The organism is Leclercia sp. S52 (assembly GCF_039727615.1).
Classification (GTDB): Bacteria; Pseudomonadota; Gammaproteobacteria; order Enterobacterales; family Enterobacteriaceae; genus Enterobacter; species Enterobacter adecarboxylatus_B.
Genome location: NZ_CP152474.1, coordinates 865230 through 885857, shown reverse-complemented (window position 1 = coordinate 885857; position 20628 = coordinate 865230). Strand labels below are relative to the sequence as shown.

Below are 20628 nucleotides of genomic sequence, written 5' to 3'. Positions count from 1 at the left end.
TAAAAAAAAGCCGCAACGATGTGCGGCTTTTCGGAGTATGACCTGACTTACGCGTAACCGTAGCTCATCAGACGCTGGTAACGACGGTTAAGCAGATCTTCTTTGCTCAGCACGTCGAGGTCTGCGAGGTCAGCCAGCAGCTGTGCCTTCAGTGAGGCCGCCATCACTTCTGGCTTACGGTGCGCGCCACCCAGTGGTTCCGGGATAACGGTATCGATCAGCTTCAGCTCTTTCAGGCGTGGGGCGATAATGCCCATCGCTTCTGCGGCCAGCGGCGCTTTGTCGGCGCTTTTCCACAGAATGGATGCACAGCCTTCCGGAGAGATAACGGAATAGGTGCTGTACTGCAGCATATTCACTTTATCGCCCACGCCAATCGCCAGCGCACCACCGGAACCACCTTCACCGATAACGGTGCAGATAACCGGCACGCTCAGGCGTGACATTTCGCGCAGGTTGCGGGCAATAGCTTCAGACTGGCCGCGCTCTTCTGCACCGACGCCCGGATAAGCACCCGGGGTGTCGATAAAGGTGATGATCGGCATGTTGAAACGCTCGGCCATCTCCATCAGACGCAGGGCTTTACGGTACCCCTCCGGCGCTGGCATCCCGAAATTGCGGCGAATTTTTTCTTTGGTTTCGCGCCCTTTCTGGTGGCCAATAATCATCACCGGACGACCGTCGAGGCGTGCGATACCGCCAACGATAGCTTTATCGTCGGCATAGGCGCGATCGCCTGCCAGCTCGTCGAATTCATCGAACGCCAGGCGGACATAATCCAGGGTGTACGGACGCTGTGGATGGCGTGCCATCTGGGCAACCTGCCATGCGCCGAGATCGGCAAAGATTTTGCGCGTCAGTTCTACGCTCTTTTCACGCAGACGATGCACTTCTTCGTCGATGTTAATATCCAGTTTTTCATCCTGACGGCCAACGGCGGTCAGAGAATCGATTTTCGCTTCCAGCTCTGCAATCGGCTGTTCGAAATCAAGGAAATTCAGACTCATAGTATTCCTGTATTAGTCAAACTCCAGTTCCACCTGCTCCGAACCAATGAGGCCACGGAGATCGTTAAGTAAACGATCGCTCGGAGAGACACGCCACGACGCACCAAAGCGCAATCGTGCACGCGCATCCGCCCTCTGATAGTAGAGATGTACTGGAATGGTCCCCGAGCGGTGGGGTTCCAGAGACTGACGGAGTCGGTTTAAAAGCTGGTCATCAATTTGCCTGTCCGTCAGCGAGATAGCAAGCCCGCGAGCATATTTTTCCCGGGCTTCGTCAATGTCCATCACTTCGCGGGCGGTCATTTTAAGCCCCCCCGCTGAAGTCATCAAAGCTGACCTGTCCGCTGACGATAAGTATGCGGTCTTTTTCCAGCAACTGCTGGTATTTATCCAGCGCGTCGGTGAATAACATCACCTCCAGACGCCCGGAACGGTCATCCAGCGTACAGATGCCGATACGATTGCCGCGCTTGGTGACCATAACCCTCGCGGCAATGACGAGCCCCGCAGCCGTGGTAATCTTACCACGTTCTGTCGGATGCATGTCTTTCAGCCGGTAGCCTCCGACATAGCGCTCAATTTCTTTAAGATACTGGTTGATCGGGTGCCCGGTCAGGTACAGACCCAGCGTTTCACGCTCGCCGTCCAGTACCGTCTGTTCCGGCCACGGCTGACAGCTGGCATAGGATTGTTCGATCTGCTCCGGCTCTTCTGCCAGCACGCCAAACATATCTGCCTGACCAATGGCTTCGGCTTTCGAGTGCTGATCGGCAGCCTTCAGGGCGTCGGCCAGCGAATTCATCAGCGCGGCGCGATGCGGCCCAAGGCGGTCAAACGCCCCGGACATGATCAGCTTTTCCAGCACCCGGCGGTTAAGCTTTTTGATATCGGTACGGGCGCAGAGGTCGAACAGCTCGCGGAAGTAACCTCCCTGGTTACGGGCTTCGATGATCGCTTCGATCGGGCCCTCACCCACGCCTTTAATGGCGCCGATACCGTAAACAATCTCCCCGTCATCGTTAACGTGGAAATGGTACTGACCGGAGTTAATGTCCGGTGGCAGGATCTTCAGCCCCATGCGCCAGCACTCATCCACCAGACCCACCACCTTCTCGGTGTTGTCCATATCGGCGGTCATTACCGCGGCCATAAACTCTGCCGGATAGTGTGCTTTCAGCCACAGCGTCTGATAGGAGACCAGCGCGTAGGCAGCGGAGTGTGACTTGTTAAACCCATATCCGGCAAATTTCTCTACCAGATCGAAGATTTTTATTGCCAGTTCGCCGTCAACGCCGTTTTTCCTGGCCCCTTCTTCAAAGGTGCCGCGCTGCTTGGCCATCTCTTCCGGCTTTTTCTTACCCATCGCACGACGCAGCATGTCCGCACCGCCGAGGGTGTAGCCGGAGAGCACCTGGGCGATCTGCATAACCTGTTCCTGATACAGGATGATGCCGTAGGTAGGCTCCAGTACCGGTTTCAGGCTTTCGTGCTGCCACTGCACATCAGGATAAGAGAGCTCTTCGCGACCGTGCTTACGGTCGATAAAGTTATCTACCATTCCCGACTGCAGCGGCCCCGGACGGAACAGGGCCACCAGCGCGATCATGTCTTCGAAGCAGTCAGGCTGCAGACGTTTGATCAGATCCTTCATGCCGCGGGATTCAAGCTGGAAGACCGCGGTGGTCTCCGAGCGCTGCAGCATGTCGAAGCTTTTCTTGTCATCCAGCGGGATCGCCGCGATATCAATCGGCTCCAGGCCCTGTTTGGCCCGCCGCGGGTTGATCATCTTCAGCGCCCAGTCGATGATGGTAAGCGTACGCAGGCCGAGGAAGTCGAACTTCACCAGGCCGGCGTATTCAACGTCGTTCTTATCGAACTGGGTGACCGGGTGCGAGCCGGTTTCGTCGCAGTACAGCGGCGCAAAATCGGTAATTTTGGTCGGGGCAATAACCACCCCACCGGCGTGTTTACCGGCGTTACGGGTGACGCCTTCCAGCTTGCGCGCCATGTCGATCAGCGCTCTGACCTCTTCGTCGGCCTCGTAGATTTCCGGCAGCTGCGGCTCTGCTTCGAAGGCTTTCGCCAGGGTCATACCCGGGTCGGGCGGCACCAGCTTCGAGATGCGGTCAACAAAACCGTACGGATGCCCCAGCACGCGGCCCACGTCGCGGATAACCGCTTTTGCCGCCATCGTACCGAAGGTAATAATCTGCGATACCGCGTCGCGCCCGTACATATCCGCCACGTGTTCGATAACCTGGTCGCGTTTCTCCATGCAGAAGTCGACGTCGAAGTCGGGCATCGAGACACGTTCCGGGTTAAGGAAACGTTCGAACAGCAGATCAAACTCCAGCGGATCGAGATCGGTAATTTTCAGCGCATAGGCCACCAGCGAGCCGGCACCCGAACCACGGCCCGGCCCAACCGGTACGCCGTTGTCCTTCGACCACTGGATAAACTCCATCACGATCAGGAAGTAGCCGGGGAACCCCATCTGGTTAATAACCTGGAGTTCAATATCCAGACGTTCGTCATATTCCGGGCGCTTTTCGGCGCGAACGGCCGGATCCGGGAAGAGGAATTCCAGACGTTCTTCCAGACCCTCTTTCGATTTCATGACCAGGAAGTCTTCGGTGGTCATGTCGCCGGTCGGGAACTGCGGCAGGAAATATTCACCCAGGCGGACGGTGACGTTACAGCGTTTGGCAATCTCTACGCTGTTTTCCAGCGCTTCCGGAATGTCGGAAAACAGCTCGCACATCTCCTCTTCGCTGCGCATGTACTGCTGCGGCGAATAGTTGCGCGGGCGTTTCGGATCGTCGAGGGTAAAGCCGTCGTGGATAGCAACGCGAATCTCATGGGCGTCGAAATCGTCGGCGTTGATAAAGCGCACATCGTTGGACGCCACAACCGGCAGCCCATGCTCTTCTGCAAGGGCAACCGCGGCGTGCAGATAGTTCTCTTCATCAGGACGGCCGGTACGGATCAGCTCCAGATAGAAGCGATCCGGGAAGAATTCTTTATAAAAATCGACGCACTGTTCCACCAGCGCGCCATTGCCGCGCAGCAGGCATCGACCTACGTCGCCCATGCGCCCGCCGGAGATCAGCAGCAGCCCCTTATTCAGCTCCGCCAGCCACGCGCGATCGATCCACGGGCCCTGCGGGCCGTAGCCGCGCTGATAGGCCCGGGAGATCAGCAGCGTCAGGTTCTGATAACCGGTGTTATTCATCGCCAGGACGGTGATCTGCGTCATTTCATCCGCAAGAAGCTCGCTCTGAACGTGAAAATCGGCACCAATCACCGGCTTCATACCGGCACCGTGCGCCGTTCCGTAGAACTTCACCAGACCGCACAGGTTGGTGAAGTCGGTGATCGCCAGCGCAGGCATGCCAAGCGCGGCCGCCTTTTTCACCAGCGGCCCGGTTTTCGCCAGCCCATCAATCATGGAATAGTCGCTGTGCACCCGCAGGTGTACGAAACGTGGTTCAGCCATCTTCAGATTCCGCGTTACTTATTGGCGTCTTGATTCAGGACATCAGTCCCAGTGCGCGTTTCACCGGTCCAAAACTGCGACGGTGATGTTCAGTTGCGCCGTGTTCAGCCAGTCTTTCCAGATGGAAAGCGGTAGGATACCCCTTATGCTGGGCAAAGCCATACTGGGGAAAAGTGAGATCCAGCGCGGCCATTTCGGCATCGCGGGTGACCTTAGCAACGATCGAGGCGGCGCTGATTTCAGCCACCCGGCTATCGCCTTTGACAACCGCCAGCGACGGCATAGGCAGCGCCGGGCAACGATTTCCGTCGATCAGCACATACTCCGGCACCACGTTAAGCCCGGCCACCGCACGCTGCATCGCCAGCATGGTGGCATGAAGAATATTCAGGTCGTCGATCTCATGCGGCTCCGCCCGCCCCAGACTCCAGGCCAGCGCTTTCTCTTTAATTTCATCGTACAGCGCCAGGCGGCGCTTTTCGGATAATTTCTTCGAGTCATTCAGACCGATAATCGGACGAGCAGGATCGAGGATCACCGCGGCCGTGACAACGGCACCCACCAGCGGCCCACGCCCCACTTCATCCACACCCGCCACCAGATGGGTGTGAGGGTATACAAATTCCATCATTGTGCTAACTCCAGCACCGCGTCAGCCGCCTGCTCGTCGGCATTACAGCGGATTTGCTGATGCAGTTCCCGGAAGGTGTCATGCATCTCATGGCTGGTTTTACCGTCGGCCAGCAGCGGTAACAGCGCAGCGGCTAACGCCTGCGGCTGGCACTCATCCTGCAGCAGCTCTTTCACCAGCTCGCGTCGGGCGAGCAGGTTTGGCAGGGAGACGTAATCGGTTTTCACCAGCCGTTTCGCCAGCCAGAAGGTGAACGGCTTCATGCGATAGCCCACCACCATCGGACATTTCGCCAGCATGCACTCCAGCGCGGCGGTGCCCGATGCCAGCAGCGCGGCATCGCTGGCGACCATCGCCTCACGGCCCTTGCCATCCAGCAGATGAACATGCAGATCCGGGGCGACCTCCGCCTTAATGCGCTCGAACTGCTCCCGGCGTTTGGCATTCACCAGCGGCACGACCACTTCGAGGTCAGGGTAGGTCTGGCGCAGGATCTGCGCCGTTTTCAGGAAATCTGCGCTGAGCATTTCCACTTCTGCACCACGGCTCCCCGGCAGCAGAGCCAGACAGTGAGCGTGATGGGGAATGCCGAGCGCGTCGCGGGCCGCATTTTTATCGGGATCCAGCGGCATGGCATCGGCCATGGTGTGGCCGATAAAGCGGCACGGTACGTTGAATTTATCGTAAAACGCTTTTTCGAAAGGCAGGAAAGCCAGAACGAGATTCGTCGATCTGCCTATTTTGAAAACGCGTTTCTGTCGCCACGCCCAGACGGACGGACTGACGTAATGGATGGTTTTGATCCCCTGCTTTTTCAGATTACCTTCGAGGGTAATGTTGAAATCAGGTGCATCAATACCGACGAACACATCGGGCTTAAGTTTGGTAAAACGGCGCGTCAGATCGGCGCGAATGTGCAGTAAACGACGCAGACGGCCCAGCACCTCGACGATGCCCATCACCGCCAGTTCTTCCATCTCATACCAGGCTTCACAGCCCTCAGCCTGCATCAATGGACCGGCAACGCCGACAAAGCGCGCGTTGGGAACGCGCGCTTTGAGCGCTCGGATAAGACCGGCACCAAGAATATCGCCGGAGGTTTCTCCGGCGACAAGGGCGATCGTCAGCGGGCGACTATCAACCATTAACGAATCAGACCGCGAGTTGAGCGTGCGAAGAATTCCACGAACGCGTTCACCTCAGGATGCTGTTTCGCCAGTTCAGCGATTTCCGGTTTCGCCTCTTCCAGCGTTTTACCGTTACGGTAGAGCTGTTTATAGGCGTTACGGATAGCCATAATCGCTTCACGGCTGAAGCCGCGACGCTTCAGGCCTTCGATGTTAACGCCAAACGGCGTCGCATGGTTACCCTGCGCAATCACATACGGCGGGACGTCCTGCGCCACGCCGGAGCAGCCGCCAACCATCACGTGCGCACCAATGATGCAGAACTGATGGACTGCGGTCATGCCGCCAATGATGGCATGATCGTCAACAGATACGTGTCCCGCCAGCGTTGCGTTGTTGGCGAGAATACAGCGGCTACCCACGGTACAGTCATGCGCGATATGCGCGTTGACCATAAAGAGGTTATCGCTGCCCACCTTCGTCAATCCACCACCCTGTTCGGTACCACGATGAATGGTGACGCTTTCGCGAATGCGGTTACGATCGCCAATTTCCACACGGGTCGGTTCGCCAGCATATTTCAGATCCTGGTTCACTTCACCGATGGAGGCGAACTGATAGATCTCGTTGTCGCGGCCAATGGTCGTATGACCATTCACGACAACGTGAGATTTCAGTACGGTACCCTCACCAATTTCGACATGGGGTCCAACAATACAAAATGGACCAATGTGGACGTTAGCACCGATAACGGCACCCTCTTCCACAATGGCGGTTGGATGAATAAAGGCGGTTTTATCAATCACGTATCAGGCCTCCCGGCTACGCGCACACATCATGGTTGCTTCGCAAACAACTTTGCCGTCAACCAGAGCTACGCCTTTAAAGCGAGTCAGGCCACGACGCGTTTTTTCAAAAGTCACTTCCATGATCATCTGATCACCAGGCACAACCGGGCGCTTAAAGCGCGCTTCGTCGATACCTGCGAAGTAATACAGCTCACCCGGCTCCAGTTTACCAACGCTTTTAAACGCCAGAATACCGGTAGCCTGAGCCATCGCTTCCAGGATCAATACGCCCGGGAAGATAGGCTTCCCAGGGAAATGCCCCTGGAAGAATGGCTCGTTTACAGAAACATTTTTCACTGCGCGCAGAAAACGACCTTCTTCAAAATCCAGCACACGGTCTACCAGCAAAAACGGGTAGCGGTGCGGCAGAAGTTCTAAAATCTCTTCAATATGCAGAGTATGAGTGTCAGTAGTCAAAATACTCTTCCTGTCAAAATATCTGAATGGCAATAATAACACGGCCTGCCGGTTTATAAGAAAGCCGACAGGCCGGGAAGTGTGCGTTAATCGGGTGAACGCTTAGTCTTGTTGATCGATTTTGCGCTCAATAGCCTTGAGGCGCTTGCTCATATCATCAATATTCATCACCAGGGCAGCAGTTTTACGCCACGCCTTGTTAGGCTGCAACGGTATGCCTGAGGAGTAGACGCCCGGTTCGGTGATAGGACGCATAACCATGCCCATCCCTGTAACCGTGACTTTATCGCATATTTCCATATGCCCGTTAATGACGCTGGCACCGCCAATCATACAGTAACGGCCAATCTTCAGGCTGCCTGCCATAATAACGCCACCGGCAACCGCGGTATTGTCGCCAATCACAACGTTATGTGCAATCTGGCACTGGTTATCGATGATAACACCATTACCGATAATCGTGTCATCAAGCGCACCACGGTCAATGGTAGTGCATGCGCCAATTTCGACGCGATCGCCGATGATCACCCGGCCCAGCTGCGGGATCTTCACCCAGTTACCACGATCGTTCGCATACCCGAAACCATCCGCGCCAATGACGGTGCTGGACTGGATCAGGCAGTGTTGACCGATTTCGATCTCATGGTAAACGGAGACATTGGCCCACAGGCGGGAGCCTGCACCAATTTTTGTTTTTTTACCCACGAAGCAACCGGCACCAATCACCACGTTATCGCCCAGCACGACGTCTGATTCGATAACCGCATTAGCACCAATTGATACGTTGTTACCCAGCTGCGCCGTCGGATCAATCACCGCACTGGGTGCGATGTTCTGTGCCGGCTGCGGCGTGGTATCAAGAATTTGTGCCATACGGGCATACGTCAGGTAGGGATTCTTCACTACCAGCGCAGCACCTGCGGCAAACAGCAAATCGTCCTGCGTCAGTACGACAGCAGACGCCTGGCAAAGCGCCAGATGTTCACGGTACTTCGGGCTTACCATGAAGGTGATAGTGCCTGCTTTAGCAGACTGCATGGACGCAACAGCGGTGATGACGATATCGCCATCACCGTGTAATTCTGCATCCAACTGCTGAGCTAAATCAGCGAGTCGAATTGAAGGCATTACTTATTTAACCTGTTTCAGGACATCAGCGGTGATGTCTTTAACATCGCTGCTGTTGAATGCAACAGCGTTGCCATCAACAACCAGATCGATGTTCTGATCGGCGGCAACAGCTTTCACAGCGGACTGGATACGGGTAACCAGCTTGCCACGTTCTTCGTTAGAACGGCGCTGACGATCCTGCTCAAAAGCTTGCGCTTTCTGAGAGAAAGTCTGACGCTGAGCCATTACGTCTTTTTCCAGTTTGCTACGGTCGCTCGCTTTCATGGTAGAACCATCGCGCTGCAGACGCTGCATTTTGGATTGCAGATCTTTTTCCATACCCTGCAGTTCGCTTGCACGGCCTTTGAACTCGTTTTCCAGAGTGGCAGAAACACCTGTTTTCTGCGCAACCTGCTGGAACAAGTTACCCATATTGACGATTGCAATTTTGTCCGCTGCCTGAGCAGAAGTTGCCATCGCTAAACCGAGACCTGCAGCTAATAACCACTTTTTCACAATTAACTCCTTACCATCCCATTGGTACCCGAAGGTACCGTTCTTTGCGTGGCAAGGCGATCCTGCGATCGCCAGTTGTCAGCGCTACACTGCCAACGCATTCCATTGCGACGGACAATTACCAGGTTTTACCAATGTTAAACTGGAACTGCTCCGCTTTGTCTCCCTCGTATTTCTTAAACGGCTGGGCGTAGGAGAAGACCAACGGCCCCAGCGGTGACATCCATTGTAGTGCGAGACCGGCAGACATACGAATATTGCTCGGATCGCTGTAGTCCGGAATGCCTGCAGCTCTGGTCGCACTGGTATTTTCCCAGTTAGTATCCCATACGGTACCCGCATCCAGGAAGAAGGAGGTACGTACGGAATTGGCATACTTATCGCTGATAAACGGCGTAGGAGTAATAAACTCCAGGCTGGCGACGCCCATGGCGTTACCACCGACTGCATCATCAGAGCTACAGACTTCGCTCGATGAAGCCTTATCGCAGTTATCTTCGTCGTTTCCGCCGTAATATGCGGCTTTCGGACCAATGTTGTTGGACTGGAAGCCACGTACGGTGCTTGAGCCGCCCGCGTAGAAGTTCTCATAGAATGGCAACTCTTTACCACCTAAGCCGTCGCCGTAACCCCAGCGCGTACGACCCAGAACGACCCATTTATGATCTTCGTCGATCGGGAAGTAGGACGCGGTATCGAGGGTGACTTTATAGAACTCATTATCAGAGCCCGGAACCGTGACTTTACCGTTCAGGTTGACGCGCGAACCTTCGGTCGGGAAGAAACCACGGTCGAGGCGGTTGTACGTCCAGCCATAGTTGAAGGTGAAGTCATCTGCGGCAAAGCCGTTGTCATCATTCGAGGTGCTGGCAGACTGTCCGATAGAGTCCAGATAACGCCACATTGCTACCTGCGGCTGCATGTTGGACAGGTCGTTATGCACATAACCTAAGCCAGCACGCAGAGTGTTGTACTCGTTAATCGGGAAGCCGAGCGTACCATCAACACCGTAGCTTTTGTTGGTATACGAAGACAGGTCCGCATCATCCGCTTTAAAGTCGTTATAGAAGATACGACCACCCAGACTTACACCATCAACGGTGAAGTAAGGGTTAGTAACGGAGAGTTCAGAGTAGGTCTGGTAGTCGTTCTTGGTACCGTTGATACCCACAGAATAGCCGGTGCCTAACCAGTTATCCTGCTGCACGCCCACCTGGAAGCTGACGCCACTTTCCGTGCCGTAACCGACACCAAAGTTGAAGCTACCGGTATTACGCTCTTTGACCTTGTAGACGACGTCTACCTGGTCCGGTTTACCCGGCACGCGCTGCGTGTCAGTGTCGACGGTTTCGAAATAACCCAGACGGTTCAGACGCTCTTTACCCTGATCGACCAGATCGCTGCCCAGCCACGCCCCTTCCATCTGGCGCATTTCGCGGCGCAGAACGGCATCTTTAGAGGTATCGTTGCCTTCGAAGCGGATCTTACGTACGTAGAAACGGTTACCCGCATCGACGTTAACGTGGAGCTTAACGGTTTTATCCGTATCGTTGATTTCAGGCTGAGTCTGCACGCGCGGGTAAGCATAACCATAACGGCCGAGCAGCTTTTTAATGCCGTCTTCCATTTTGGTCACTTTCGCGCCGCTATAGAGTTCACCCGGCTGCAGTTTGGTCAGGCTTTCGATCTCGGCAGAGTGACCCGCGAGGTTACCACTCACTTCCACACCAGAAAGCTTGTACTGATCGCCTTCGGTAATGTTAACGGTGATGTAGATGCCTTTTTTGTCCGGCGTCAGGCTGACCTGCGTCGAGTCGATGTTGAAGCGCGCGTAGCCGCGGTCCAGATAGTAGCTGCGCAAGGTCTCGAGATCGCCCGCCAGTTTCTGTTTCTGGTATTTGCGGTCGCCCACCACGTTCCACCACGGCACTTCGTCACGCAGCTGGAAGGTGGAGATCAGCTCATCGGTGCTGAATGCATGGTTACCGACGATGTTGATCTGCTGAATCTTCGCGGAAACGCCTTCCTGGAACACCAGCTTCAGATCGACACGATTACGTGGCAGCGGAGTCACCACCGCCTTCACGCTCGCGCTGTATTTACCGACGCTGTAGTAGAAATCTTCCAGCCCTTTCTCGATATCAGAGAGGGTGGTGCGATCCAGAGATTCGCCGACACGCACGCCAGAGGCCTCAAGATTTTGCTTGAGCATGTCATCTTTCACCGACTTGTTGCCGGAGAAGGTGATGCTGGCAATCGTTGGACGCTCTTTTACCTGAACCAGCAGCGTGTCACCATCGCGCAGAACGCGAACGTCCTCGAAGTTGCCGGTGGCAAACAGGGCGCGAATGGTATTACTAATGTCTTCATCATTAACCGTGTCGCCTGGGCGCACTGGCATACTGAGGAGGGCCGCACCAACGGCGACACGCTGAAGGCCTTCGAAATGAATATCTTTCACTACGAACCCGTCAGCACCGTATACGGTCGCGCTGCTAAACAGCAGCGACGCTATGAGCAACTTTTTCATCGCCATCGTTATTATGCGTTCTTCCTAACACTCTCTTACAACCGAGAGAAATCATTGAAAAGTGCAAGCCCCATTAACAGCACCAGTAAAATCGAACCAATGCGATAACTAAAGTCTTGAACTCGCTCGGATACCGGCCCGCCTTTTAGCTTCTCAATCGCTAAAAACAGCAGATGACCCCCGTCTAAAACAGGCAGTGGGAACAGGTTGATTATCCCGAGGTTCACGCTAATGAGCGCAAGAAACATGAGATAGTAAATCACCCCGAACTCTGCTGACATCCCAGCCCCCTGAGCGATCGAAATCGGCCCACTGAGGTTGTTCAGTTTTACGTCACCGGTAATCAATTTCCCCAGCATTTGCACGGTCAGTTTCATCAGTTGCCATGTTTTATCCGTGGCTTCAAGGATGGCACTGAACGGCCCATACTGGCGTATTGTCTTGTACTCATCAGGCAGCGGGATCACTTTCGGCACTACGCCTGCAAACCCTTCTGCCTTTCCACCGCCCGGTTTGGTATCCGGGATAAGCGTTAAGGAGAGCGGGCTCCCCTGCCTTTCTATCTCCAGCGCCAGCGGCGTACCTGGATTATCACGCACCAGAGTAACAAAGGTCATCCACTGCGTTAAAGGTTGACCATCGACTTTAACGATCCTGTCGCCCGCTTGCAAACCTGCTTTACGCGCTGCGGAATCAGACTGGACTTCTGCCAGCACCGGTTCAATCTGTGGGCCGCGTGGACGAATGCCTAGCGCCGCAACGGGATCTTCCTTATCTGGCTCAAAGGTCCAGTTGCGTAAATTCAGGATTTTATCCTGACGCGTACTGGAACCGAAAGGTGACACGCTGACGGTGGTCTGCTCGTCACCAATTTTGGCAACCAGTTGTAACCGCACGGCATCCCAATCAGGGGTTTCGATGCCATCAATCGCTTTAAGTTCCATGCCCGGATTAATTTGCGCGCTTGCCGCGATGGAGTTGGGTGTAATTTCGCCAACAACCGGACGAACGCCAGGGACACCGATGATAAACACCAGCCAGTAGGCAAAGATGGCGAAGATGAAGTTTGCCACCGGACCGGCAGCAATGATCGCGGCGCGCTGGCCGACGGTTTTGTTGTTGAACGCGTAGTGGCGCACTTCGGGCGCCACTGGCTCTACGCGCTCATCCAACATTTTGACGTAGCCGCCGAGTGGGATAAGGGCAATAATAAATTCTGTGCCGTGGCGATCGTTACGACGCCAGAGCGCTTTCCCAAAGCCAATTGAAAAGCGCTCTACCCGTACGCCACAGCGCCGAGCAACCCAGAAATGGCCAAATTCATGCACCGTGATAAGTACACCCAGTGCAACAATGAACGCCGCCAGATTCCAGAGAATGCTAAGCATAAAACCTTCCGTTAAATCGTCCCAAACACCAGCAAAAACAGGCAAGCAAACACGGGAACTGCCGCCGTCAGGCTGTCTATGCGATCCAGGATACCGCCGTGCCCTGGAATAAGATTGCCACTGTCTTTGATCCCTGCTTCACGCTTAAACATACTTTCGGTCAAATCACCCAGCACGGAAGCCAGCGCTGCGACAATAGAACAGACCAATAATGTTGCCGGTGCGACCTCAAGGTTGGCCCATACGCCATAACCCCAGGAGATAATCGCCGCTGTAAACAGCCCGCCGATAAAGCCCTGCCAGGTTTTCCCAGGAGAGACCTTTGGCGCCAGTTTATGTTTGCCAAACAGTTTACCAAACATATAGGCGCCAGAGTCAGCCCCCCCAAACGAGAATCATGACATAAAGCAGCCATAACGCCCCGCTGTAAGGGTTGTCGTCGTAGTGCCAGGTACGGAGGGCAAGCATTCCCCAGAAGAAAGGAACGATGGTGAACAGCCCAAAGCAAAGGCGCATTATTTTAGAATTACGCCATAGCGACGCAGAGCCGGGATAGAAGAGCACCAGCAGCAGTGCTGCCAGCCACCATCCCAGCGAAAGCCAGAGCGAACCCGCTATTATCGGCTGATGAATATTGTGATGGTACTCTGGCAGCATAAAGAGCATCAGCGCCAGCATCAGCCCACACAGCACCGCCAGCCATACCCGCTGAGAACGCGAGGTAAAGCCGCTAAGCTGCCCCCATTCCCACGCTGCCAGCATGCACACGACCAGTGTGACAATAGCGAAGCCCACCGGTGGCAGTAAAAACAGCGCCGCGATGACAACAGGTATTAAAACAAACGCAGAAATCAGGCGATACTTCAGCAAAAGCTACCCCCATCAGGCGTTGTCGCCACCAGGCTCGGTACCACCGAAACGACGCTCTCGATTGGCAAAGGCATGCAGCGCACCTTCAAAGTCTTGTTCATCAAAATCGGGCCAAAGAACATCTGTAAAGTAAAGTTCGGCGTAGGCAATTTGCCACAGCAAAAAGTTACTGATGCGATGTTCTCCCCCTGTCCTAATTACTAAATCCACGGGTGTCAGTTCACTCATGCAGATTTGCTGACTCAGCGCCTCTTCATCAATCTGGTCCGGCTGTAATAGCCCTTCCTGAACCTGTTCAGCCAAATGCCGTACACCCTGGACAATATCCCAACGTCCGCCATAATTCGCCGCGATATTGAGCGTTAAGCCGGTGTTTTGACCGGTCAACGCTTCCGCTTTACGAATGCGTTCCTGGAGACGTGAGTTAAAACGACTGGTATCGCCGATAATACGCAGGCGAACGTTGTGGCGGTGCAGGCTTTTTACTTCGCTGTCGAGCGCCCACACGAACAATTCCATCAACGCGCTAACTTCCTGCGCAGGTCGATTCCAGTTTTCACTGCTGAAAGCATAGAGCGTTAACGCGTCAATGCCGTTATTGGCGGCAAAAGAAACGGCGCGGCGCACAGATTTCGCCCCAGCTTTATGCCCAAAGGCTCGGATCTTCCCTTGTCTTTTCGCCCAGCGGCCATTGCCATCCATGATGATTGCTACATGACGACAGCCATGTGCTGGCAAGTTCTCGCTTATTGGTTGATTCGCAGACAACATAACGCGTTTTTGGTCCCTGAAAGGATTTAACGGTACTCAGGAATACTGAAGCCTTTACGTAAAAAAGCCGTGTCATACCACGGCTTACCTGACCACGTAACGTCAACTACCCGTAATCAGGTGGCGCAGACTATATCACTGAAGCCCAACGCTAACAAATAGCATGACCACACGCGGCTGGATTATCACCAGCTTGCGAGGTGCGTCACCGCTTTTTGCGCCGTGAGCCTGGCATTCGCATCGACGGTCAGCACATCATCCACACTCTGCGGCTCGCGTAGATCCATCGCCTCAAGAACAGACAGGTTCAACGCAGCGATATCCGTAAAGCGGATCCGCTGTTCGAGGAAGGCGGCGACAGCAATTTCGTTCGCCGCATTGAGGGCGGTTGTCGCCGCTTGTCCCTGCTCGAATGCCTCCATTGCCAGCTTCAGGCACGGATAGCGCTGATAATCCGGCGCACTGAACGTCAGCGCACTTAATTTGCAGAAGTCGAGCGGCTTAACGCCGGAGACCACGCGGTTGGGCCACGCCATCGTATGGGCGATAGGCGTACGCATATCGGGTTCGCCCAACTGCGCCATCACGCTGCCATCCCGATAACGGACCATGGAGTGGATCACCGACTGCGGGTGAATCAACACTTCCATCTGCGCTGCCGAGGCGTTAAACAACCAGCGGGCTTCAATGTATTCCAGACCTTTATTCATCATGGTGGCAGAATCAACGGAGATTTTACGCCCCATCGACCAGTTCGGATGACGACAGGCCTGATCCGGGGTCATTGAGACCAGGTCAGACAATGGCGTATCACGGAACGGGCCACCAGACCCGGTAAGCAGGATAGAAGAGACACCATTCTGCTCCAGATCAGCGTACCCCAGGTTTTGCTGAAACGGTTGCGGTAAACTCTGAAAAATAGCGTTATGTTCGCTATCTACCGGCAAAAGTTGCGCGCCGCGCTGCTTCACCGCCTCCATAAACAGGCGTCCGCAGGTCACCAGCGACTCTTTGTTGGCCAGCAACACCGTTTTCCCGGCATCAATTGCCGCCAGTGTCGGCAGCAGGCCTGCAGCACCCACGATGGCCGCCATCACCTGGTCTACGTCATCCAGGGCGGCCATGTCGCAGGCAGCCTGCTGACCGCTTAATACCTCGGTCCGACTGCTGTGCTCTGTCAGCAACGCTTTTACCTGGCGAGCACTCTCCTCGTCGTCCATAACCGCATAGCGTGGCGAAAACTCGAGACACTGCTCAACCATACGCTGAACGTTTTTCCCGGCCACCAGCGCGGCCACGGTGTAGTGTTCAGGATTGTGGCGAACGACGTCGAGCGTGCTGCAACCGATAGAGCCGGTTGAGCCGAGGAGTGTTAATTGCTTCATGAATTGTCCAGAAGTAGTGAAACCAGCAAAGCAAAACGCCGCCAGCAAAGCCCATCGGGCCTTCTGTACGGCGTTTTATCAGAGTACGTCAGAAATCAGAACTGCATCAGTTCCGCTTCTTTTTCTGCCAGCGCCGCATCAAGTTTCTTGATAGCCGCATCGGTCAGTTTCTGTACATCGTCCTGAGAGCGGCGATCGTCATCTTCGCTGATCTCTTTATCTTTCAGCAGCGCTTTCACTTTATCGTTCGCGTCACGGCGAACGTTACGCACGGCCACACGGCCCTGCTCTGCTTCACCACGTACCACTTTGATCAGATCTTTACGACGCTCTTCGGTCAGCGCTGGCAGTGGAACACGGATATCCGTGCCTGCAGAGCTTGGGTTCAGACCCAGATCGGACGCCATGATGGCTTTCTCAACGGCCGGGCCCATTGAACGATCGAAGACGTTGATTTTCAGCGTACGGGTATCTTCTACCGTCACCTGCGCCAGCTGACGCAGTGGGGTTGGCGTACCGTAGTATTCCACGACGATACCATCCAGCAGGCTTGGAGAAGCACGGCCAGTACGGATTTTGCTGATTTGGGTTTTGAACGCTTCTACGCATTTGTCCATGCGTACTTCAGCATCTTTTCTGATGTCGTTAATCACGTTACGAATCCTTGGAAACTTGTCTCAGGCAGACTATCCACCAGCACATCGCTACAGGTGTGCTAAGTATAGTCGCGTTTAATTCATGACAACGCCAAAGGCGCGTCCAGGTAAGATATCACTACAAAGTAAAGCGGAATCTTACCTGTATTTATCGTCGACGGAAATTATTCCGTGATCAAAGTGCCTTCTTTTTCACCCATGACCACACGACGCAGCGCGCCAGGTTTGTTCATGTTGAAGACACGGATCGGCAGTTTGTGGTCGCGAGCCAGCGTGAAGGCGGCAAGATCCATCACTTTCAGCTCTTTATCCAGCACTTCGCTGTAGGAGAGCTGATCGTACATGGTCGCAGCAGGATCTTTTGCCGGATCGGCTGTAAACACGCCATCCACTTTGGTCGCTTTCAGTACCACATCGGCTTCGATCTCGATACCGCGCAGGCAGGCCGCTGAATCGGTGGTAAAGAACGGGTTACCCGTACCGGCGGAGAGGATCACCACGCGGTTGTTGCGCAGCAGGCTGATGGCTTCGGCCCAGCTGTAGTTATCACACACGCCATTCAACGGAATAGCGGACATCAGGCGTGCATTCACATAGGCACGATGCAGTGCATCACGCATAGCCAGGCCATTCATGACCGTTGCCAGCATACCCATGTGGTCGCCCACCACGCGATTCATGCCTGCTTTTGCCAGACCCGCGCCACGGAAAAGGTTACCACCGCCAATGACTACGCCAACCTGGATGCCCAGTTCAACCAGTTCTTTGATTTCCTGCGCCATGCGGTCAAGGATGCTTGCGTCAATACCGAAGCCTTCCGACCCTTGCAGCGCTTCGCCACTCAGCTTAAGCAGAATGCGTTTGTAAACGGGTTTTGCATTGGTAGCCATATTTCTTTCCTGGGACTGTCAACGATTAAGATGGGGTTAATTCTGGCGACATGATATATCGCATCTCAACACAGACACTATAGGCATCTGGCTGATTTACACATAACGTACACAAAAAGAAGCCGCCCTCAGGCGGCTTCTTTTCGCTGATTAAGACTGCTTGGACATTGCAGCAACTTCTGCTGCGAAGTCAGTCTCAACTTTCTCGATGCCTTCGCCCACTTCGAAGCGGATGAAGCCAGTTACGTCAGCGTTGTGCTCTTTCAGCAGCTGAGCAACAGTTTTGCTTGGATCCATAACGAATGGCTGGCCAGTCAGAGAAACTTCGCCGGTGAATTTCTTCATGCGGCCTTCAACCATTTTCTCTGCGATTTCTTTTGGCTTGCCAGACTGCATGGCGATGTCCAGCTGAACCTGGTACTCTTTTTCTACTACTTCAGCAGACACGTCTTCTGGCTTAACGAATTCTGGCTTGCTTGCAGCGATGTGCATTGCCAGCTGTTTAACCAGCTCTTCGTCAGCGCCTTTAGCCGCAACCAGAACACCGATACGTGCGCCGTGCTGGTATGAACCCAGTACTTCGCCTTCCAGGGAAGAAACGCGACGGATGTTGATGTTCTCACCGATTTTAGCAACCAGTGCAACACGCTCTTCTTCGAACTGTGCTTTCAGAACTTCAACGTCGGTGATTTTGCCAGCAATAGCTGCGTCCAGTACTTTGTTAGCAAATGCCTGGAAACCGCCATCTTTAGCAACGAAGTCAGTCTGGCAGTTAACTTCCAGAATGATGCCGTAGGTGCCGTCGATCTTAGTGATGATCACGCCGTCAGCAGCAACGTTGCCTGCTTTTTTTAGCTGCTTTGATCGCACCAGATTTACGCATGTTTTCGATTGCCAGCTCGATGTCGCCGTTCGCTTCGGTCAGCGCTTTTTTGCAATCCATCATGCCTGCGCCAGTACGCTCACGCAGCTCTTTTACCAGGGATGCGGTAATTTCAGCCATTCTTAAATCCTCGGGAGGTGTGAACTGCCCGGCCAGAAGCCAAACAGTATAAATTGAAAAAAGGGGCCGATAATGGGCCCCTATTCATACACGGTACTAATAAGGGGTAGAACCTTATTATTCAGCTTCTACGAAGCTTTCTTCCGCCTGAGAAGCCAGATCCTGGGAACGGCCTTCACGAACGGTAGTAGCTACAGCGCTCAGGTACAGGCTAACAGCACGGATTGCATCGTCGTTACCCGGGATAACGAAGTCAACACCGTCCGGATCGGAGTTGGTATCAACGATTGCGAATACTGGGATACCCAGGTTGTTAGCTTCTTTGATTGCGATGTGCTCGTGGTCAGCATCGATAACGAACAGCGCGTCTGGCAGGCCGCCCATATCTTTGATACCGCCCAGGCTGTTTTCCAGCTTGTCCAGCTCACGAGTGCGCATCAGCGCTTCTTTTTTGGTCAGCTTTTCGAAAGTACCGTCCTGAGACTGGGTTTCCAGATCTTTCAGGCGCTTGATAGACTGACGAACGGTTTTCCAGTTGGTCAGCATACCGCCCAGCCAGCGATGGTTCACGAAGAACTGGTCGCAGCTGTTAGCAGCTTCTTTCACAGCTTCGCTTGCAGCGCGCTTAGTACCAACGAACAGAATCTTACCTTTACGGGAAGAGATCTTGTTCAGCTCAGCCAGGGCTTCGTTGAACATTGGTACAGTTTTCTCAAGGTTGATGATGTGAACTTTGTTACGCGCGCCGAAGATGAAAGGCTTCATTTTCGGGTTCCAGTAACGGGTCTGGTGACCGAAGTGAACACCAGCCTTGAGCATGTCGCGCATGGAAACAGTTGCCATGTTTAAAACCTCTATTTAAAAGTTGGGGTTATGCCTCCACGTATCCCATATTACCGACCCCAAAGGGCACCCCGGAATATGTGCCGATACGTGTGTGTTGTTACACAAAGTGAGATTTGTCGCTCCCGTCCATCCTGTGTATCTGAAATGGATCGGAAGTCCGGCGCGCTTTATACCACAAAATGCTACCCGAAACCAACAATTGTTGGCGGTGTGTGCGGTGAAGGAATCTCAATTTGGCAGCATGTGCGCCAGACTGATACCATTGACAACACTTAGACTAGTATTGTCGAAAAAAACGACACTGATGGACAGATTACATGGCTATCTCTATTAAGACACCTGAAGAAATTGAAAAGATGCGCGTCGCCGGTCGTCTGGCCGCTGAAGTGCTGGAAATGATCGAACCGTTCGTCAAACCGGGCGTCAGCACCGGCGAGCTGGATCGCATCTGCAATGATTACATCGTAAATGAGCAGCAGGCAGTCTCCGCCTGCCTTGGCTACCACGGCTTCCCGAAATCCGTGTGTATCTCTATTAATGAAGTGGTTTGCCACGGCATCCCGGATGACGAAAAGCTGCTGAAAGATGGCGACATCGTCAACATCGACGTAACCGTCATTAAAGACGAGTATCACGGTGACACCTCCAAAATGTTCATCGTTGGCAAACCGACCATTCTGGGCGAGCGCCTGTGTAAAGTGACCCAGGAGAGCCTCTACCTGGCCCTGAAGATGGTCAAGCCAGGTATTCGTCTGCGTACCCTCGGTGCGGCTATCCAGAAATTCGTTGAAGCAGAAGGTTTCTCCGTAGTACGCGAATACTGCGGTCACGGTATTGGCCGTGTCTTCCACGAAGAGCCGCAGGTTCTGCACTATGATGCAGATGACGGCGGCGTGGTGCTGCAGGCGGGCATGACCTTTACCATCGAGCCGATGGTCAACTCCGGCGACTACCGCATCCGTACCATGAAAGATGGCTGGACGGTGAAAACCAAAGACCGGAGCTTGTCTGCCCAGTACGAGCATACTATTGTGGTGACCGACAACGGCTGCGAAATTCTGACGTTACGCAAGGATGACACCATCCCGGCGATACTCTCGCAAGACGCATGATAAGAAGCCGGCGAATGCCGGCTTT

15 protein-coding genes and 3 pseudogenes are annotated in these 20628 nt (G+C 54.1%); 1 reads left to right on the top strand and 17 read right to left on the bottom strand.

Annotation, left to right across the window (positions count from 1 at the left end; translation table 11 throughout):
* Nucleotides 1-47 precede the first annotated feature (47 nt).
* The 17 genes and pseudogenes from accA to rpsB form a co-directional block, all read right to left on the bottom strand.
* Nucleotides 48-1007: an acetyl-CoA carboxylase carboxyl transferase subunit alpha gene (accA, locus tag AAHB66_RS04145; RefSeq protein ID WP_106994311.1), complete on the bottom strand. Its 960-nt coding sequence runs from the start codon at nucleotides 1005-1007 to the stop codon at nucleotides 48-50.
* Nucleotides 1008-1019: 12 nt separating this feature from the next.
* Nucleotides 1020-4503: pseudogene (dnaE, locus tag AAHB66_RS04140) on the bottom strand (DNA polymerase III subunit alpha).
* A 34-nt stretch (nucleotides 4504-4537) separates the two neighbouring features.
* Nucleotides 4538-5134 carry a ribonuclease HII gene (gene rnhB, locus AAHB66_RS04135; RefSeq protein WP_347115298.1) on the bottom strand — a complete coding sequence of 199 codons (597 nt, stop codon included), beginning with the start codon at nucleotides 5132-5134 and terminating at the stop codon, nucleotides 4538-4540.
* On the bottom strand, nucleotides 5131-6279 hold the full coding sequence (gene lpxB / locus AAHB66_RS04130) for a lipid-A-disaccharide synthase (RefSeq protein ID WP_347115297.1): 1149 nt from the start codon (nucleotides 6277-6279) through the stop codon (nucleotides 5131-5133). Before lpxB ends, rnhB begins: the two co-directional genes overlap by 4 nt.
* Nucleotides 6279-7067 carry an acyl-ACP--UDP-N-acetylglucosamine O-acyltransferase gene (gene lpxA / locus AAHB66_RS04125; protein ID WP_337016970.1) on the bottom strand — a complete coding sequence of 263 codons (789 nt, stop codon included), beginning with the start codon at nucleotides 7065-7067 and terminating at the stop codon, nucleotides 6279-6281. Before lpxA ends, lpxB begins: the two co-directional genes overlap by 1 nt.
* Before the next feature lie 3 nt (nucleotides 7068-7070).
* On the bottom strand, nucleotides 7071-7526 hold the full coding sequence (gene fabZ, locus AAHB66_RS04120) for a 3-hydroxyacyl-ACP dehydratase FabZ (protein ID WP_007373234.1): 456 nt from the start codon (nucleotides 7524-7526) through the stop codon (nucleotides 7071-7073).
* A 102-nt stretch (nucleotides 7527-7628) separates the two neighbouring features.
* Complete coding sequence (gene lpxD, locus AAHB66_RS04115; RefSeq protein WP_347115296.1) at nucleotides 7629-8654, bottom strand: UDP-3-O-(3-hydroxymyristoyl)glucosamine N-acyltransferase; 1026 nt, start codon at nucleotides 8652-8654, stop codon at nucleotides 7629-7631.
* A 3-nt stretch (nucleotides 8655-8657) separates the two neighbouring features.
* Nucleotides 8658-9152 carry a molecular chaperone Skp gene (gene skp, locus AAHB66_RS04110; protein ID WP_347115295.1) on the bottom strand — a complete coding sequence of 165 codons (495 nt, stop codon included), beginning with the start codon at nucleotides 9150-9152 and terminating at the stop codon, nucleotides 8658-8660.
* 118 nt (nucleotides 9153-9270) lie between these two features.
* Nucleotides 9271-11688, bottom strand: coding sequence for an outer membrane protein assembly factor BamA (gene bamA / locus AAHB66_RS04105; RefSeq protein WP_347115294.1), 2418 nt, complete (start codon nucleotides 11686-11688; stop codon nucleotides 9271-9273).
* 29 nt (nucleotides 11689-11717) lie between these two features.
* Complete coding sequence (gene rseP / locus AAHB66_RS04100; protein ID WP_347115293.1) at nucleotides 11718-13070, bottom strand: sigma E protease regulator RseP; 1353 nt, start codon at nucleotides 13068-13070, stop codon at nucleotides 11718-11720.
* 11 nt (nucleotides 13071-13081) lie between these two features.
* Nucleotides 13082-13940, bottom strand: a pseudogene (gene cdsA / locus AAHB66_RS04095) (phosphatidate cytidylyltransferase).
* 12 nt (nucleotides 13941-13952) lie between these two features.
* A complete protein-coding gene (gene ispU, locus AAHB66_RS04090) occupies nucleotides 13953-14711 on the bottom strand; it encodes a (2E,6E)-farnesyl-diphosphate-specific ditrans,polycis-undecaprenyl-diphosphate synthase (RefSeq protein WP_142488298.1) in 759 nt (252 codons plus the stop codon).
* Between the two features lie 185 nt (nucleotides 14712-14896).
* A complete protein-coding gene (gene ispC / locus AAHB66_RS04085; RefSeq protein ID WP_347115292.1) occupies nucleotides 14897-16096 on the bottom strand; it encodes a 1-deoxy-D-xylulose-5-phosphate reductoisomerase in 1200 nt (399 codons plus the stop codon).
* A gap of 95 nt (nucleotides 16097-16191) precedes the next feature.
* Nucleotides 16192-16749 carry a ribosome recycling factor gene (gene frr / locus AAHB66_RS04080; RefSeq protein ID WP_032616614.1) on the bottom strand — a complete coding sequence of 186 codons (558 nt, stop codon included), beginning with the start codon at nucleotides 16747-16749 and terminating at the stop codon, nucleotides 16192-16194.
* A gap of 167 nt (nucleotides 16750-16916) precedes the next feature.
* Nucleotides 16917-17642, bottom strand: coding sequence for a UMP kinase (pyrH, locus tag AAHB66_RS04075; protein WP_166181630.1), 726 nt, complete (start codon nucleotides 17640-17642; stop codon nucleotides 16917-16919).
* Nucleotides 17643-17792: 150 nt separating this feature from the next.
* A pseudogene (gene tsf, locus AAHB66_RS04070) lies at nucleotides 17793-18645 on the bottom strand (translation elongation factor Ts).
* 117 nt (nucleotides 18646-18762) lie between these two features.
* On the bottom strand, nucleotides 18763-19488 hold the full coding sequence (gene rpsB / locus AAHB66_RS04065; RefSeq protein WP_103178332.1) for a 30S ribosomal protein S2: 726 nt from the start codon (nucleotides 19486-19488) through the stop codon (nucleotides 18763-18765).
* Between the two features lie 320 nt (nucleotides 19489-19808).
* On the opposite strand from rpsB, the gene map reads away from it, so the two are divergent.
* On the top strand, nucleotides 19809-20603 hold the full coding sequence (map, locus tag AAHB66_RS04060) for a type I methionyl aminopeptidase (RefSeq protein ID WP_347115291.1): 795 nt from the start codon (nucleotides 19809-19811) through the stop codon (nucleotides 20601-20603).
* The last annotated feature ends 25 nt before the right edge of the window (nucleotides 20604-20628 follow it).